The sequence below is a fragment of the Paraburkholderia sp. BCC1876 genome, from assembly GCF_902833695.1.
In the GTDB taxonomy this organism is placed as follows: Bacteria; Pseudomonadota; Gammaproteobacteria; order Burkholderiales; family Burkholderiaceae; genus Paraburkholderia.
Map to the genome: position 1 here is coordinate 51,666 of NZ_CADFGI010000015.1, position 14,947 is coordinate 66,612.

17 protein-coding genes and 1 tRNA gene are annotated in these 14,947 nt (G+C 61.0%); 3 read left to right on the top strand and 15 right to left on the bottom strand.

What is annotated here, in order from left to right; translation table 11 throughout:
* Positions 1 to 11: 11 nt before the first annotated feature.
* Complete coding sequence (locus HWY05_RS34465) at positions 12 to 854, bottom strand: SAM-dependent methyltransferase (RefSeq protein WP_176061153.1); 843 nt, start codon at positions 852 to 854, stop codon at positions 12 to 14.
* A 400-nt stretch (positions 855 to 1,254) separates the two neighbouring features.
* On the opposite strand from HWY05_RS34465, the gene HWY05_RS34470 reads away from it, so the two are divergent.
* Together HWY05_RS34470 and HWY05_RS34475 are read left to right on the top strand one after the other, a co-directional pair.
* On the top strand, positions 1,255 to 1,575 hold the full coding sequence (locus tag HWY05_RS34470) for a hypothetical protein (protein ID WP_035554939.1): 321 nt from the start codon (positions 1,255 to 1,257) through the stop codon (positions 1,573 to 1,575).
* 309 nt (positions 1,576 to 1,884) lie between these two features.
* Positions 1,885 to 3,216, top strand: a complete 1,332-nt coding sequence (locus HWY05_RS34475; RefSeq protein ID WP_176061154.1) for a TIGR03862 family flavoprotein — start codon at positions 1,885 to 1,887, stop codon at positions 3,214 to 3,216.
* Positions 3,217 to 3,287: 71 nt separating this feature from the next.
* On the opposite strand, the gene HWY05_RS34480 is transcribed toward HWY05_RS34475, so the two are convergent.
* The 9 genes from HWY05_RS34480 to HWY05_RS34520 form a co-directional block, all read right to left on the bottom strand.
* A complete protein-coding gene (locus HWY05_RS34480) occupies positions 3,288 to 4,412 on the bottom strand; it encodes a class I SAM-dependent methyltransferase (protein WP_176061155.1) in 1,125 nt (374 codons plus the stop codon).
* A 289-nt stretch (positions 4,413 to 4,701) separates the two neighbouring features.
* Positions 4,702 to 5,271: a TetR/AcrR family transcriptional regulator gene (locus HWY05_RS34485; RefSeq protein ID WP_035554929.1), complete on the bottom strand. Its 570-nt coding sequence runs from the start codon at positions 5,269 to 5,271 to the stop codon at positions 4,702 to 4,704.
* Positions 5,272 to 5,650: 379 nt separating this feature from the next.
* Positions 5,651 to 5,726 (bottom strand) — tRNA-Thr (locus tag HWY05_RS34490).
* 19 nt (positions 5,727 to 5,745) lie between these two features.
* On the bottom strand, positions 5,746 to 6,252 hold the full coding sequence (locus HWY05_RS34495; RefSeq protein ID WP_035554926.1) for a ClpXP protease specificity-enhancing factor: 507 nt from the start codon (positions 6,250 to 6,252) through the stop codon (positions 5,746 to 5,748).
* Positions 6,253 to 6,322: 70 nt separating this feature from the next.
* The gene (locus tag HWY05_RS34500) at positions 6,323 to 6,934 is read right to left on the bottom strand and encodes a glutathione S-transferase N-terminal domain-containing protein (RefSeq protein ID WP_035554923.1); all 612 of its coding nucleotides are present in this window, start codon (positions 6,932 to 6,934) and stop codon (positions 6,323 to 6,325) included.
* 95 nt (positions 6,935 to 7,029) lie between these two features.
* The gene (locus HWY05_RS34505; RefSeq protein ID WP_035554920.1) at positions 7,030 to 7,785 is read right to left on the bottom strand and encodes a cytochrome c1; all 756 of its coding nucleotides are present in this window, start codon (positions 7,783 to 7,785) and stop codon (positions 7,030 to 7,032) included.
* Positions 7,786 to 7,807: 22 nt separating this feature from the next.
* On the bottom strand, positions 7,808 to 9,187 hold the full coding sequence (locus tag HWY05_RS34510; RefSeq protein WP_035554917.1) for a cytochrome bc complex cytochrome b subunit: 1,380 nt from the start codon (positions 9,185 to 9,187) through the stop codon (positions 7,808 to 7,810).
* Positions 9,187 to 9,807, bottom strand: coding sequence for a ubiquinol-cytochrome c reductase iron-sulfur subunit (gene petA / locus HWY05_RS34515; RefSeq protein ID WP_035554914.1), 621 nt, complete (start codon positions 9,805 to 9,807; stop codon positions 9,187 to 9,189). The genes HWY05_RS34510 and petA overlap by 1 nt, the downstream gene beginning before the upstream one ends.
* A 269-nt stretch (positions 9,808 to 10,076) precedes the next feature.
* Entirely contained in the window at positions 10,077 to 10,823 is a 747-nt protein-coding gene (locus HWY05_RS34520) for a Nif3-like dinuclear metal center hexameric protein (RefSeq protein WP_035554910.1), read from the bottom strand.
* A 19-nt stretch (positions 10,824 to 10,842) separates the two neighbouring features.
* Between HWY05_RS34520 and HWY05_RS34525 the strand changes: the two genes are divergently transcribed.
* Positions 10,843 to 12,072 (top strand): Do family serine endopeptidase, encoded by a 1,230-nt coding sequence (locus tag HWY05_RS34525; protein ID WP_035554907.1) that lies wholly within the window; start codon positions 10,843 to 10,845, stop codon positions 12,070 to 12,072.
* Positions 12,073 to 12,216: 144 nt separating this feature from the next.
* Here the strand turns inward: HWY05_RS34525 and tatC are convergent, their stop codons facing one another.
* The 5 genes from tatC to HWY05_RS34550 form a co-directional block, all read right to left on the bottom strand.
* A complete protein-coding gene (gene tatC, locus HWY05_RS34530; RefSeq protein WP_176061156.1) occupies positions 12,217 to 12,996 on the bottom strand; it encodes a twin-arginine translocase subunit TatC in 780 nt (259 codons plus the stop codon).
* Between the two features lie 34 nt (positions 12,997 to 13,030).
* Positions 13,031 to 13,549 carry a Sec-independent protein translocase protein TatB gene (tatB, locus tag HWY05_RS34535; protein WP_176061157.1) on the bottom strand — a complete coding sequence of 173 codons (519 nt, stop codon included), beginning with the start codon at positions 13,547 to 13,549 and terminating at the stop codon, positions 13,031 to 13,033.
* Positions 13,550 to 13,588: 39 nt separating this feature from the next.
* The gene (tatA, locus tag HWY05_RS34540) at positions 13,589 to 13,828 is read right to left on the bottom strand and encodes a Sec-independent protein translocase subunit TatA (RefSeq protein WP_035554898.1); all 240 of its coding nucleotides are present in this window, start codon (positions 13,826 to 13,828) and stop codon (positions 13,589 to 13,591) included.
* Positions 13,829 to 14,046: 218 nt separating this feature from the next.
* Positions 14,047 to 14,412, bottom strand: a complete 366-nt coding sequence (locus tag HWY05_RS34545) for a histidine triad nucleotide-binding protein (protein WP_035554894.1) — start codon at positions 14,410 to 14,412, stop codon at positions 14,047 to 14,049.
* A gap of 85 nt (positions 14,413 to 14,497) precedes the next feature.
* Entirely contained in the window at positions 14,498 to 14,893 is a 396-nt protein-coding gene (locus HWY05_RS34550) for a membrane protein (protein WP_035554891.1), read from the bottom strand.
* Positions 14,894 to 14,947: the final 54 nt, after the last annotated feature.

Genomic DNA, 14,947 nt, shown 5'->3' on the forward strand with positions numbered 1-14,947 from the left:
CCGCGGCGGAATCAGGCGGAAACGAAAAACCGCTCTTTCAGTTCCTCGATCCCCAGCGTTTCCATCACCTCATTGAGCCGCTCGGCCGGACGGCGTCTCGGCAGATCCTTGAACTGAGCGACGATGAGTTCGTTTTTCATCGAATGCTCCCAGCCGACCAGCTCGGTCACGCTGACCTGATAGCCATGCGCTTCGAGCTGCAAACAGCGCAGCACGTTCGTGATCTGGCTGCCGAACTCCCGCGTATGCAGCGGATGCCGCCAGATTTCCGTTAGCGCGTTCCCCAGCGACTTACCCTTGTTCTGCTTCAAGACCCCGGCCACTTCGGCCTGACAGCACGGCACCACCACGATGTTCTTCGCCTGCTTCTGCAGCGCGAAGCGGATCGCGTCGTCGGTGGCGGTGTTGCACGCATGCAGCGCCGTCACGATGTCGATCCGCTCGGGCAAGCGATCCGACGTGATCGACTCCGCCACCGACAGATTCAGGAACGACATGCCCGTGAAGCCTAGCCGGGCGGCCAGTTCCTCGGATTTCGTGACCAGATCCTCGCGCGTTTCAATGCCGTATATGTGCGAAGCCCCACCCGCGGCATCCTGAAACTCCTTGAAGAAAAGGTCGTACAGAATAAAACCTAGGTATGACTTGCCGGCGCCGTGGTCGGCCAGCGTCACCGCCCCCTGATCGTCCTTGCGCTCCTTGAGCAACGGCTCGATGAACTGGAACAGGTGGTAGACCTGCTTGAGCTTGCGGCGGCTGTCCTGATTCATCTTGCCGTCGCGCGTGAGGATGTGGAGCTCCTTCAACAGCTCGATGGACTGATTCGGACGGATTTCGTGGGTTTTGCTGGACATCTTGGGGGACCGCTTACGGGGAACCGCCATCGATTGCACGGCGAACGTGCGACAGATGACGGAAAAAGGGAAAAGTTGCTGCCAGTTTACCCAAAGTGCCGCCTACTCACCGAAGGGTGGCGCAAATCATGCAAGAAAAGGCAAAAAGCTGGAACGTTTCCTGCTCGATTTACACCGCACAGGGCGTTTCCAGCGTGACGCAAAAACCGGCTGTCATGGCGTCTCGACCAAGCAGGCAAGGCCGTATCGCCGATAACAACAAGCTGCCGGACGTGGCTTCGATCACGCGAACCGAATGCATGTGGGGAGGACGGTCCCGGAACACGGGCCGAACGTTACGTAACCAGCAGCGCGCCGTGATCTCGACTGGACGCGTGCTCGGATAATAGAAGAGGCAGCAATGGATACGATACCCAACGGAAACGTCGAACAGAAGTTTCAGGAAATGCTGGCGAAGCTGATCGCCACCCCAGCCTGGTCCGAAAAACAGCAGCTCGAACTGGAGATGGCCCGCGATATCTCCACGGAAATGCTGCGCCTGGCTGAAGTCATGCGCGACGGCAGCGTGGACATGGAAACCTGCCTGATCATGCTCAAGTACGCGAAAGTGCTCGACTTCGTGATGACGACGCTCGCGTCGCGCCGCGATATCAAACCGCAGACGCTGCGGGTCATTTTCAAGCTGGCGGGGTTGAAAGTGGACGAGGCGTATCCCGGCTAGAGAATAAAAATACGGCGATCCGAGCGAGCGGGCGGCAATGCACCGCCTGCGCGGATCGCGGCCATCTTGTGTTGCGCAACGCGCAAGTCCGGGCGGTTCGCCCCGAAGGCTGGCCATTCACCAGCACGCGGCACGAGCGATCGGCGCCGCGGCGCGTTGATCCCGACGTTCATCCAGCGATCTCAACGCCGCCCGTGCGTTTGCCCAACACTGCCCGCGGTGTGAAAATAGCGGCCTTCGCGCCGCCGGGTTGGCCTCGTCTTTCGCTGCCGGGCTACGCGCCGCCTCTCCGCTCATCCGCAGGACTGCATGCCCTTTTCCCTTGATTCCGCCCGCGTCGCCGTGATCGGCGGCGGTCCCGCCGGCTTGATGGCCGCCGAGGCGCTCGCCCGCCATGGCGTGCAAGTCGACGTCTACGACGCGATGCCGTCGGTCGGTCGCAAATTCCTGATGGCGGGCAAAGGCGGCATGAACATCACGCATTCCGAGGCGCTCGAGCCGTTTCTCGGCCGCTATGGCGCGCGCCGTCAGCAGATCGCGCCGCTGCTGGACGCGCTCGGTCCCGAGGCGCTGCGGGCCTGGCTGAAGGCGCTGGGCGTCGAGACGTTCGTCGGCAGTTCAGGACGCGTTTTTCCCACCGACATGAAAGCCGCGCCGATGCTGCGCGCCTGGCTGCATCGGCTGAGAGAGACGGGGGTGCGTTTCCACATGCGCCATAAGTGGGTGGGTTGGGATACCGAAGACGGTGTTGCAACTGACGCCGCGAGCCAATCCGGCACTCAGAGGCTACGGTTCACGACGCCCGACGGCGAACAGCTCGTAACCTGCGATGCGGTCGTCTTCGCGCTCGGCGGCGCAAGCTGGCCGCGCCTCGGATCGGACGCTGCCTGGGTGCCGCTGATGAGCGCCCGCAACGTGCCGGTGGCGCCGCTGCGCGCCGCGAACTGCGGCTTCGACGCCGACTGGAGCGCCTATCTGCGCGAGCGTTTCGCGGGACAACCGGTCAAGTCAGTCGCCATTTCGCTCATCGATATAGACAAAACCGTCCACAATCGACAAGGTGAAATACTTCTGACCGAAACGGGCCTTGAAGGGAGCCTGATTTACGCGTTGTCGTCGGCGATTCGCGAGCGGATTCTCGCTGACGGCGACGTGACGATCGCGCTGGATCTGGCGCCAAGCTTGCCTTTGGAGCGAGTGATCGCGGAAGTCACACGACCGCGCGGCTCACGTTCGATGTCGAGCCATCTGCAAGGGCGAATCGGGATTGGCGGGGTCAAACTCGCGCTGCTGCACGAGATTCTGTCGAAGGAGACATTCGCGGATTCGAACCGCTTGGCGCACGCGATCAAGGCGCTGCCCGTGCGGCTCACCCGCGCGCGGCCGATCGCCGAAGCGATCAGTACGGCAGGTGGTATTCCTTTCGAAACGCTCGACGCGCATCTGATGGTCGAGCAGCTGCCCGGCGCGTTTTGCGCGGGAGAGATGCTTGACTGGGAAGCGCCGACCGGCGGTTATCTGTTGACGGCGTGCTTTGCCAGTGGACTGGTGGCGGGGCGCGGCGCGCTTGCTTATCTTGCGGGGCTCGCAGGGCTGAATGGGTCGGACGCATCGGACGCCCCGCAAACGCCGGCTGCGTAGCACTCAAACGAAAACGCCGCGCGTCAGACTAACCAACGCACGGCGCTTCAGCACATCACCTGGCGCTTAGCTTAACGCGCCTTCAACCGCCACAACGAAGTCAACTCAGCCACACGCGCCGTGTGAAGCGCGTCGGTCTCATCGGTCGATTTCGGATGCCGCGGACGAATATCCTCGCGTCCCACCACCGTCAGCCCTGCCTTGTCGATCGCGTCGAGCAACCATTCGCGCGAACGCAGCCCGAGATGCTCGGCAAAATCCGACAGGATCAGCCAGCCCTCGCCGCCCGGCGACAGATGCGCAGCCAGGCCGTTCAGGAAACCAAGCAACATACGGCTGTCCGGATCGTAGACGGCATATTCGAGCGGCGATGCCGGCCGCGCCGGCACCCACGGCGGATTGCAGACCACCAGCGGAGCGCGCCCCTCCGGAAACAGATCGGCCTTCACCACGTCGACCTGCTGGTCATAACCGAGCCGCGTGAGATTCTCTCGCGCGCAGTCGAGCGCGCGCGGATCCTGATCGGTCGCGACGATTTTCTTCACGCCACGCTTGGCGAGCAACGCGGCCAACACGCCGGTGCCGGTGCCGATATCGAACGCCTTGTTCAACGACGGCAGCGGCGTGCGTGCGACGAGATCCACGTACTCGCCACGCACCGGCGAGAACACACCGTAATGCGGATGAATCCGCTCGCTGAGCGCGGGAATCTCGACGCCCTTCTTGCGCCACTCGTGCGCGCCGATCAGACCGAGCAATTCGCGCAACGATACGACCGAGGCCTCATCGGTCGCCGGTCCGTAGGTCTCCACGCAGGCCTGCTGCACCTCGGGCGCGCGGCGCAGCGGAATGGCGTACGCGGCGTCGAGCGGAATCAGGATCATGCCGAGCGTGCGCGCGCGTTGCGACTGCGCCTGCCGATGCAGGTTGAATACGTCGATCAGCGTTTCGCCTTGTTTGCGCGGTTTGCGCTCCAGACGTCGCGTGACGGCCTGCAGCAATTGACGGGCGTTCTGGAAGTCGCCGTTCCACAGCAGCGCCGTGCCTTCGCACGCCAGGCGGTAAGCCGAGTCGGCGGTCGTGCGGTCGTCGGCGACAACCACGCGCTTGGGCGGCGGCACGGCCGCTTCGGAGCGCCAACGCGCAGTGCGGGGGCCATCGGCTTCGGGCCAGGTGATGAATGCGGGGCTGGTCATGGTGAGGTGGGATCGGTGTTGCGGGAGGGACGCGGTGAAAACTCGCGTCGTCGGGGGCGTTGCCCGCCGGAGTACTGGATAGTGATGCCGACTGACGCCCGAATAGTACCTCTGTCATCCGGGTTAGCGGTGCGCTATTCGTGGTGGACAGCCTTGTCGCCGTTGCTGGAGAGCCGGATATGGACAAAAAAGTCCACAATCGACAAGGTGAAAGAGATATGGTGATTTTCGACCGCTTCGCGCCGCACCGCCGGGCTGGACGGCCCGGTCTCATTCACCCGTCGTGGAATCAGGCCATTGCCTTGGAATGCACAGCCAACAAGGCGCGCGCGGCGTTCCAGGCCTCGGCTGCCGCACCTTTTCGACTGGAAATCTGCACCGCCAAAGTGGCACCGTCGAGCAGCATTACCATGACCGGCGCGAGGATTTTGGCCTGCGCGGACGACGTGAGGTCCCCCAGCAATTGCTCGATGAATTGCGTGAGACCCGCTTTCTGTTCGACGCTAATTTCGTGGATGCTGCTGCCTTTGTCGGCAAACTCGGCGGCAGCGTGCGTGAACATGCAGCCCGTGAAGGTCTCGCTGCTAAACCAGTCCTCATGCCAGTCGAACACCCGTTCGAGGCGAACGAGCGGTGCATCGGCCTCTTCGACAAACGCTTTGAGCGACACCGCGCATTGCTCCTGGCGTTGCCGCAAGACGGCGATCACCAGGTCGGTTTTGGACGGGAAATGTCGGTACATGGTCATTTTCGCCACCCCGGATTCGGCGATGATCCAGTCCACGCCCACTGCGTGGTAGCCATGCTTGCTGAACAGCAGCGTTGCGGTATCGAGAATTTGTTGACGCTTATCTGACACGGCGACCTTGGTAATAAATTATGCGTATTGATTATACAAGTGCAGTAACTTGTCTAACTCAGGCGTTTTGGGTAACCAGGGCTTTCCCGCCAAACAATAGACAGATCCGTATCGCCCAGCTATAGTCATTCTCAACCTGTGGGAAAGGCCGTACCCACTAGGACCTGAGAGATCGCGCACTGAGGCGCCGCACCACCGCCTCAAAGCGCCAATTAAAAAATCAAGCCTTTTGAATTGCCCTCGAGTGGCGGACATGCATTGCGTGTCCGCCACTCGTTTCGTTTACGCGTCCGCGCCAGACGCTGTTTGCAAAAGCTTTGCGAAAACGCCAATAAAAAAACGGGGTTTCTGAATAAACAGAAACCCCGTTTTGTACTTCTGGTGCCGGCTGCAGGACTCGAACCCGCCACCTCATGATTACAAGTCAAGCGCTCTACCTGATGAGCTAAGCCGGCATGAGGCCGTGATTCTACTTCATTTTACGATCTTGAGGCGAGCCCTTCCGCCACCTTTTGAACCATCGTCGTCCGGCTGTGGGCCGTCCGTTGCGGCCTCGGCTTTGGCGGCTGCGTCGGCAGCCGAAGTCTCGACTGCGCGCGGCGCGGCCGGCGCTTCGGTTTCGTCCGCCAGTTCCGCGTCCGCACCCGAATCCTGCGCTTCACCGCCTGCGGACTCGACCGGAAACGCCATGCCCTGACCGTTTTCGCGCGCGTAGATCGCGAGAATATTGGCGATCGGCACCTCGATCTTGTGCGACTTGCCGGAGAAGCGTGCGCTGAACTCGATCCATTCGTTGCCCATCTGCAGCTGGCTGGTCGCCTCGAAGCTGATGTTCAATACAATCTCGTTGTCACGCACAAACTGACGCGGCACGCGCGTCTGATTGTCGACCCGGACCGCGATGTGCGGCGTATAGCCGTTATCCGTGCACCACTCGTACAACGCGCGCAGCAGATAGGGCTTGGTGGAAATCTCTTGCATCAACAGTCCTCTTACCGGATGCGGGGCCGCGCCACGACTACCGCGCGGCGCCCGCACCCTAAAGCCAAACTCAACGACGCATCACCTTTTCCGACGGCGTCAGCGCTTCGATATAAGCCGGGCGGCTGAAAATGCGCTCGGCGTACTTCATCAGCGGTGCGGCGTTCTTCGACAGTTCGATGCCGTAGTGGTCCAGACGCCACAGCAGCGGCGCGATCGCGACGTCGAGCATCGAGAACTCTTCGCCGAGCATGTACTTGTTCTTCAGGAAGATCGGTGCGAGCTGCGTCAGGCGATCGCGGATCGCGAGGCGAGCCTTTTCGTGATTCTTCTCGGCGGCCTTGCCCTTTTCGTTTTCGAGCGTGCCGACGTGAACGAACAGTTCCTTTTCGAAGTTCAGCAGGAACAGACGGGCGCGCGCGCGCTGAACCGGATCGGCCGGCATCAGTTGCGGGTGCGGGAAGCGCTCGTCGATGTACTCGTTGATGATGTTCGATTCGTACAGAATCAGGTCCCGTTCGACGAGAATCGGCACTTGACCATACGGATTCATCACGGCGATGTCTTCCGGCTTGTTAAACAGGTCGACGTCGCGGATTTCGAAGTCCATGCCCTTTTCGAACAACACCAGCCGGCAGCGCTGGCAGAACGGGCTAGTTGTGCCGGAATACAGAACCATCATGTTTACGTTTCCTCAAAAAGCTGAAAGGCCAGCGCACGGAAAAACCGTTCAGCAGGTTTTTCCTGGCGCCGGCCCCACGCCGCGTGACGGCGTGATTATTTGATATGTTTCCAGTACGCGGCGTTCAGTCGCCAGGCGAAAAAGCTCAGGACGCCGAGGAACATCAGTACCCACACGCCAAGCTGTTTGCGGGTTTTCTGCGTCGGTTCGGACATCCATGACAGGTACGACACGAGGTCGGCCACAGCAGAATCATAATCTACCGGCGACATCGTCCCCGGAGTGACCTGCTGGTAGCCGACAAATTTGTGTACCGTCTCGCCAGTTCTTTCGTCGGTTTCGTCACCGAACTTCGCGGTACGTTGCCCCTGAAGCTGCCACAGCACATGCGGCATGCTCACGTTTTCATACACCAGATTGTTCCAGCCGGTCGGCCGCGTATCGTCGCGATAAAAACTGCGCAGATACGTGTACAGCCAGTCCTTGCCGCGCGCCCGCGCTTCTACCGACAAATCTGGCGGCGCCGCGCCGAACCACACTTTCGCGTCGTCCGGGCGCATTGCCACGGTCATGGTGTTGCCGACCTTGTCAGTGGTGAACAACAGGTTCGACTGAATTTCCGCCGGCGTGATGCCGAGGTCGGTCAGCCGGTTGTAGCGCATCAGGTTCGCGCTGTGGCAATTCAGGCAGTAGTTTACAAACAATTGCGCGCCGTGCTGCAAAGATGCGAAATTCTCCGCGTTATCGGGCGCGCGGTCGAGTGGGAAATTCTCGTCCGCGTGCACCGGCGTACCCAGCACCGCGAGCAGTGTCGCGCCGATCAGCGCGCACTTCGTAAGCAGTTTTTTCATTTCGTGTTCTCCTGGCTCGCGATTAGTGAGGCTTGAACCGCACCCGTTCGGGTGGCTGCTTGAACGTGCCAAGCCGCGTCCAGAACGGCATACCGAGGAAAAACGCGAAATAGATCAGCGCGCAGATCTGGGCAATCAGCGTGGAAACCGGCGACGGTGGTTTCGTACCGAGGAAGCCCAGCGTCAGGAAAACGACTACGAAGATCCCGTAGAACACCTTGTGAAAAAACGGCCGGTAGCGGATCGACTTGACCGGCGAGCGGTCGAGCCACGGCAGGAAAAACAGCGAGATCACCGCGCCGCCCATCACCACCACGCCCCAGAACTTCGATTCGGTGAAGGCCATGGCCAGCACCACCAGCACCGCGAGCACCGGCAAGCCGAGCTTCCACTTGCCGTGCGCGCGCACCAGCGCAAGCAGGCCAAGCGCCGCGATCGCGACCATCAGCACATACTTGAACTGATCCGTGGTGGCGCGCAACATCGCATAGAACGCGGTGAAGTACCACACTGGCGCAATTTCCTGCGGCGTTTGCAACGGATTAGCCGGAATGAAGTTATTTGCTTCCAGGAAATACCCGCCCATTTCCGGCGCGAAGAAAATGATCGCCGCGAAAATGAACAGGAACACCGACACGCCCATGAAATCGTGCACCGAGTAGTACGGGTGAAACGGAATGCCGTCGAGCGGAATGCCGTCCGGTCCCTTCTTCGCCTTGATCTCGATACCGTCCGGGTTGTTCGAGCCCACTTCGTGCAGCGCCACCAGATGCGCGACCACCAGCCCGATCAGCACCAGCGGAATCGCGATCACGTGAAACGCGAAGAAGCGGTTCAGCGTGACGTCCGAGACCACATAGTCACCGCGAATCCACAGCGACAGATCGGGGCCGATGAACGGAATCGCCGAGAACAGGTTCACGATCACCTGCGCGCCCCAGAACGACATCTGTCCCCACGGCAGCAGGTAGCCGAAGAACGCCTCGGCCATCAGGCACAGAAAGATCGCGCAGCCGAACACCCACACCAGTTCGCGCGGCTTGCGGTACGAGCCGTACATCAGCCCGCGGAACATATGCAGATACACGACGACGAAGAACATCGACGCGCCCGTCGAGTGCATATAGCGGATCAGCCAGCCCCACGGCACCTCGCGCATGATGTACTCGACCGACGAGAACGCGAGCGTCGCGTCGGGCTTGTAGTTCATGGTGAGGAAGATGCCGGTGACGATCTGATTGACCAGCACCAGCAGCGCGAGCGACCCGAAGAAGTACCAGAAGTTGAAATTCTTCGGCGCGTAGTACTCGGAAACGTGCTTTTTCCAGGTGGAGGTCAGCGGAAAGCGCCGGTCGATCCAGCCGACCAGCCCGGTCGTCTCTACTTCGTGTTCGATCGCCATTACGCTTCTCCTTTCTCGTCCTTGCCGATCACGAGGCTGGTGGCCGTAGTGAACATGTAGGGCGGGATGTCGAGGTTCTGCGGCGCAGGTTTGTTCTTGAAGACGCGGCCGGCCATGTCGTAGGTCGAGCCGTGGCAAGGGCACAAAAAGCCGCCCGGCCAGTCGTCCGGCAGATTGGGCTGCGCGCCCTCCTGGAAGCGCGGTGTCGGCGTGCAGCCCAGATGGGTGCACACGGCGACGGCGACAAAAAGGTTCTTGTGATCGGTGCGTGAACGGAATTCGTTGTTGCAGTACTCCGGCAACGGCATCGAAAAAGGATTCTTGGTGTGGGGATCCGCTACTTCGTTATCGGCTTTCTGGACATCGGCGAGCATTCTGTCGGTGCGGTTGATGATCCACACCGGCTTACCGCGCCAGGCAACAGTCATCATGTCGCCGGGCTTGAGATTACTGATATCGACTTCGACCGGGGCACCTGCTGCCTTGGCCTTTTCAGATGGTGCAAACGAACTAACAAAGGGTACGACAGTGGCAACGCCTCCTATGCCACCTGCTACGGTCGTCGCAATCAGCCAGGTACGGCGGCCGCCGTCGACGCGTTCATCTTCCTTGTCTCGCATCACACGCCCCACTTCTGAGTTGGATTTTTCCTTCACGTCTTCTACCGCCGCTAGTTTGCGCGAATGGAGTCGCCATTTACAAGGGCCGATTGCCAAAAACCGTGCGAAGTCCTTGATAGATCAGGGTTTCTCCGTACAAATCGCAAACTTTTTCGCATCTTCTTTTAAGCGTCTTATGCGTTATTCGTACCTTTTTCTTCGCTAATACGCCTGGTGCGGCATTTCGCCGCTTTTGTCTCGCCTTTACCTGGGTTTTCCTACCGGGCAATTCAAACCGGATTAGGGATATCGATAAACACGTGCTCGATATCGAATTGCTCGGACAGATGTTTGCCCACGGCCTGCACGCCGAAACGCTCGGTCGCGTGATGGCCGGCCGCGAGAAACGCCACGCCGCTCTCCGCCGACGTGTGCATGACCGACTCCGAGACTTCGCCGGTCAGATAGACGTCGGCGCCCGCGTTGATGGCGGCGTCGAACATGCCTTGCGCGGCGCCCGTGCACCAGCCCACGCGACGCAACTCGCGATCCGGGTCGCCGAACACGAGCGGCGTGCGGCCGAGCGTCTGCTCGATTTCGGCGGTGAGGTGCGAGAGCGTGATCGGCATCGGAAATGTGGCGAGCCAGCCGAGGTCGTTGTCGCCGAAACGCGCGTCGCTAATCCAGCCCATCTTCTCGCCGATCTGCGCGTTGTTGCCGAACAGCGGATGGTCGTCGAGCGGCAGGTGGTAGGCGAACAGGCTCAGGTCGTTGGCGATCAGCAGCTTCAGGCGCGCGTGTTTGCGGCCCGTGATCTGCGGCGCTTCGTTGCGCCAGAAGTAGCCGTGATGGACCAGCACGGCGTCCGCGCCCCAATCGAGCGCGGCCTCCAGAAAGGCCACCGACGCGGTCACACCGGTCGCGAGCTTATTTATGCGACGTCGCCCTTCGACCTGCAATCCATTGGGGCAATAGTCCTTGAAGCGCGCGGTTTCAAGGAGATTGTTCAAGTACAATTCAAGTTCGATCCGATCCATATAAACCTCTAGTCTTCAGATGCTTAGACGCTTTTGGCTGTTCTTTGCCCAAGCGGTGACTGTGCTGTTGGCGCTGATGTTCATCATTGCGACGCTCAAACCGCAGTGGCTCCAGCGTCAAGGGCAATTCGGCAAGCAACTCGCCGAACCGATCGTCGCCCTCCGGGAAGTAGCGCCTGGCATCGGCGGCGGCCCCGCTCAGGCGTCTTATGCAGACGCCGCCCAGAAAGCGATGCCCGCGGTCGTCAACGTGTTCTCCAGCAAGGATGGCTCACTGCCACCCGACCCGCGCGCGAAAGATCCGCTGTTCCGCTACTTTTTCGGCGACAAGAACAACCGTAAGCAACAGCAGGAGCCCGCATCCAACCTGGGCTCGGGTGTGATAGTGAGTTCGGAAGGTTACATTCTAACGAACCAGCACGTCGTGGACGGCGCCGATCAGATCGAAATCGCGCTGGCCGATGGTCGCACCACGACTGCGAAGGTGATCGGCGTCGATCCGGAAACGGACCTGGCCGTGCTGAAGGTCAACATGACCAACCTGCCCACCATCACGCTTGGCCGTATGGACCAGACGCGCGTGGGCGATGTGGTGCTGGCGATCGGCAATCCGTTCGGCGTCGGCCAGACGGTGACCATGGGCATTGTCAGCGCGCTCGGGCGCAGCCACCTCGGCATCAATACGTTCGAGAACTTCATTCAGACCGACGCGGCAATCAATCCGGGTAACTCGGGCGGCGCACTGGTCGACGTGAACGGCAATCTGCTCGGCATCAACACGGCGATTTATTCGCGTTCGGGCGGCTCGTTGGGCATCGGCTTCGCGATTCCGGTGTCGACGGCGCGCAGCGTGCTGGAGAGCATCATCACGACCGGTTCGGTCACGCGCGGCTGGATTGGCGTCGAGCCGCAGGACGTGACGCCGGAGATCGCCGAGTCGTTCGGGCTCGAGCAGAAGTCGGGGGCGATCGTCGCCGGCGTGTTGAAGAACGGTCCTGCCGACCGCGCGGGCATCAAGCCGGGCGACATCCTGGTGAGCGTGAACGGTCAGGAGATTACCGACACCACGCGTCTGTTGAACGTGATCGCGCAGATCAAGCCGGGTACGGCCGCGAAGGTGCACCTCGTGCGCAAGAGCCGCGAAATGGATCTGGATGTGACGATCGGCAAGCGCCCCGCGCCGCCCAAGCAGCCGGCTGAAGATAACGACAACGGCGGCGGCGATCAGCAGGACGACGACGGCGGTTGAACGACGGCGGCTGGACGAACACCGCACCAAAAGCAAAAAGGGCAGTCCGCAACGGACTACCCTTTTTGTTTGCCTCGGCCTCGGCCTTTTTGACCCACCGCCTCGCTTTAACCAGAACCTCTCGCCAGCGAAACGATATCAACATCAATCCGGTGCACTTGCCTCGTCGGTCACAGCCGCCTGCTTGCCGACAATCAGCCGCGCCGCGATGATCCCCGCCTCGTACAACACGATCAGCGGAATCGCCAGAATCAGTTGCGAGAACACGTCCGGCGGCGTTACCACGGCGGAAATGATGAACGCGCCGACAATCACATACGGGCGAATCTCCCGGAGCTTCTTGATGGTCAGCACATTCATGCGGACCAGCAGCACCACGATGATCGGCACTTCGAACGTCACGCCGAACGCGAGGAACATGGTCAGCACGAAGCTCAGGTAATTGTCGATGTCGGTGGTCATCTCCGCGCCGAGCGGCGCGTTGTAGTGCGCCATCACGCGGAAGATGGTCGGGAACACCACGAAGTACGCGAACGCCATGCCGCACAGGAACAGCGTGTAGCTGCTGCCCACCAGCGGCCCGACCAGTTTCTTCTCGTGCTGGTAAAGACCCGGTGCGACGAATGCCCAGATCTGGTACAGCACGATAGGCAGCGCGATCACAAAAGCGACCAGCATGGTCACCTTCATCGGCACGAAGAACGAGCCGGTCACGTCGGTGACGATCATCTTGCCGTCCTTCGGCAAGTTCTGCATCAGCGGGCGCGCCAGCAGCCGGAAAATATCCGGCGCCCAATACACGAGCCCGACGAACACCACGATGACGGCAAGGCCTGCGCGGATGATGCGATCGCGCAATTCAACGAGGTGGGAAATGAAGGTCTCTTCAGTGCCTTCGTCCTGGGTTTGCTGGGGGTCGCTCACGCCGGCCCTCGGTTAGAGATTGTCGTTCTGATCATCAGAAGAACCGCGTCTGACGACGCATGGTGGCCGGCGTATGACGCGCGACGCGCGCCGCGCCCGACTGCACGCGCGTACGGCGCACGGTGGCGCGCTTGTACCAGGTGGGCATGGCCCCCTGCTTGACGCGCCAGTTCTTACGCTTCGGACCGGCGGGCGGCGTACTGCTGGGCCACGACGTCGTGCCGACGTCTTCGAGCGCGCCGCCGGCAATGCTCGGCGACACCGACGAGCCGCTGTTCCACGCGTCGTTCAGTTCGGTTTCGTGCTTGCGCAGATTGTCCTGAACGGACGTTTCGACATTGCTCGCCGCCGCTTCGAACTCGGTTTTCATGCGACGCAGTTCGTCGAGTTCGATTTCGCGGGTGACTTCAGCCTTGACGTCGTTGATATACCGCTGCGCGCGGCCGAACAGCGCGCCGGCCGTGCGGGCGACGCGTGGCAGGCGCTCAGGCCCGAGTACGACCAGCGCGACGACGCCGATCAGCGCCATCTTGGTTAGACCGAGGTCCAGCATGAAGTGGAATGTCCGTCAGTAACGCGGGTAAGCCGCGGCTTAGCGGTAATCGCCGGAACGCGGCGCTTTTTCCTTCGCTTCCACATCCACGGCGCCGTTGCGCGGCAGCTCGCGCTGCTGCGCTTCGCCTGCGGGCGTTTCGGCTTCTTTCATGCCTTCCTTGAAGCCCTTCACCGCGCCACCCAGATCGCCGCCGATATTGCGCAGCTTCTTCGTGCCGAACACGAGCGCCACAATCAGCAACACGATGAGCCAATGCCAAATGCTAAACGAACCCATGACTACTCTCCTTAACCCCGACGCCGCCCAGTGAGCGGCAAAACTCTTGCGCCTTACGGCGTGACTCGAAGCGCTGCCGCTTCATCTATACGTTACCGCAAGCCGTTCCGATTCAACTGGCGGCACCACTGCTGCACCGCCACAACCAGCGAACGGCATTGTGACCGGCCGACCGCGTCGGCGTTATTACAATGCCGTAAAAGACCGCGGCCACGCTATCAGCCCATGCGTTGCCACGGACGCGGCCCCGCAAGAATGTGCGCGTGCAGGTGATACACCTCTTGCCCGCCGCCCGGCCCAGTGTTGATCACCGTGCGAAAACCCGTCTCGCCGCCGCTGTACGCCACGCCCAACTGGTCGGCCAGACGCGCCACCAAGACAAGCATTCTACCAAGCAGCGGTGCATCGTTTTCGGTGCAATTCGACAGGGTCGGGATGTGTTTGCGCGGAATCACCAGCACATGCGTTTCGGCCGCCGGACGGATGTCGCGGAAGGCCAGGAACTCTTCGTCTTCGTGGACTTTGGTCGACGGAATTTCGCCGGCGGCGATCTTGCAGAAAAGGCAGTTCGGGTCGTGACTCATCGTATTCCTGACGCAGTAGGGCTGGAGCGCGAAACGCCACGCGGCGGGCGGCTGAACTCAGGTCCGACCCATGATCGGACGACGCTCAGACCCAGCTACGCGGATTCGCGAACGGCTTGTTATCGTACAGATACAGCCAGCCCTTGATAATACGGTACAACATCCAGATGCTGACGGCCCAGAGGATCGGAATGCCGACCAGCACGAACAGCAGCACGCCGCCAATCGCATAACCCACCAACGCCGCCCAGAACGAACGGATCTGCCATTCGAAGTGGGCTTCGTACGGCGTGCCCGCCACGTCGGCCCGCTTGATGTAATTGATGATGATCGCGACCAGGATCGACACGCCGCCCGTGAGCCAATGCACCGCGTACAGCGCGTACAGAATGTGCGTGAGCGTGCGCAGGCTGCGTTCGCGTTCCGGCTCGATGGCGTTGCGATAGACCGGCGGCGGGTAGCTTTCGTGCGACTGTTCCATGCTGGCGTCCTCCCGTGGATGCGATCGATGTACTCAATGCCATATGAGCGCCGT

What these genes read in the sequence shown, in the direction of transcription:
- HWY05_RS34465 (WP_176061153.1), bottom strand. Translation starts at nt 854, where the DNA reads ATGTCCAGCAAAACCCACGAAATCCGTCCGAATCAGTCCATCGAGCTG.
- HWY05_RS34470 (WP_035554939.1), top strand. Translation starts at nt 1,255, where the DNA reads ATGGATACGATACCCAACGGAAACGTCGAACAGAAGTTTCAGGAAATG.
- HWY05_RS34475 (WP_176061154.1), top strand. Translation starts at nt 1,885, where the DNA reads ATGCCCTTTTCCCTTGATTCCGCCCGCGTCGCCGTGATCGGCGGCGGT.
- HWY05_RS34480 (WP_176061155.1), bottom strand. Translation starts at nt 4,412, where the DNA reads ATGACCAGCCCCGCATTCATCACCTGGCCCGAAGCCGATGGCCCCCGC.
- HWY05_RS34495 (WP_035554926.1), bottom strand. Translation starts at nt 6,252, where the DNA reads ATGCAAGAGATTTCCACCAAGCCCTATCTGCTGCGCGCGTTGTACGAG.
- HWY05_RS34500 (WP_035554923.1), bottom strand. Translation starts at nt 6,934, where the DNA reads ATGATGGTTCTGTATTCCGGCACAACTAGCCCGTTCTGCCAGCGCTGC.
- HWY05_RS34505 (WP_035554920.1), bottom strand. Translation starts at nt 7,785, where the DNA reads ATGAAAAAACTGCTTACGAAGTGCGCGCTGATCGGCGCGACACTGCTC.
- HWY05_RS34510 (WP_035554917.1), bottom strand. Translation starts at nt 9,187, where the DNA reads ATGGCGATCGAACACGAAGTAGAGACGACCGGGCTGGTCGGCTGGATC.
- petA (WP_035554914.1), bottom strand. Translation starts at nt 9,807, where the DNA reads ATGCGAGACAAGGAAGATGAACGCGTCGACGGCGGCCGCCGTACCTGG.
- HWY05_RS34520 (WP_035554910.1), bottom strand. Translation starts at nt 10,823, where the DNA reads ATGGATCGGATCGAACTTGAATTGTACTTGAACAATCTCCTTGAAACC.
- HWY05_RS34525 (WP_035554907.1), top strand. Translation starts at nt 10,843, where the DNA reads ATGCTTAGACGCTTTTGGCTGTTCTTTGCCCAAGCGGTGACTGTGCTG.
- tatB (WP_176061157.1), bottom strand. Translation starts at nt 13,549, where the DNA reads ATGCTGGACCTCGGTCTAACCAAGATGGCGCTGATCGGCGTCGTCGCG.
- tatA (WP_035554898.1), bottom strand. Translation starts at nt 13,828, where the DNA reads ATGGGTTCGTTTAGCATTTGGCATTGGCTCATCGTGTTGCTGATTGTG.
- HWY05_RS34545 (WP_035554894.1), bottom strand. Translation starts at nt 14,412, where the DNA reads ATGAGTCACGACCCGAACTGCCTTTTCTGCAAGATCGCCGCCGGCGAA.
- HWY05_RS34550 (WP_035554891.1), bottom strand. Translation starts at nt 14,893, where the DNA reads ATGGAACAGTCGCACGAAAGCTACCCGCCGCCGGTCTATCGCAACGCC.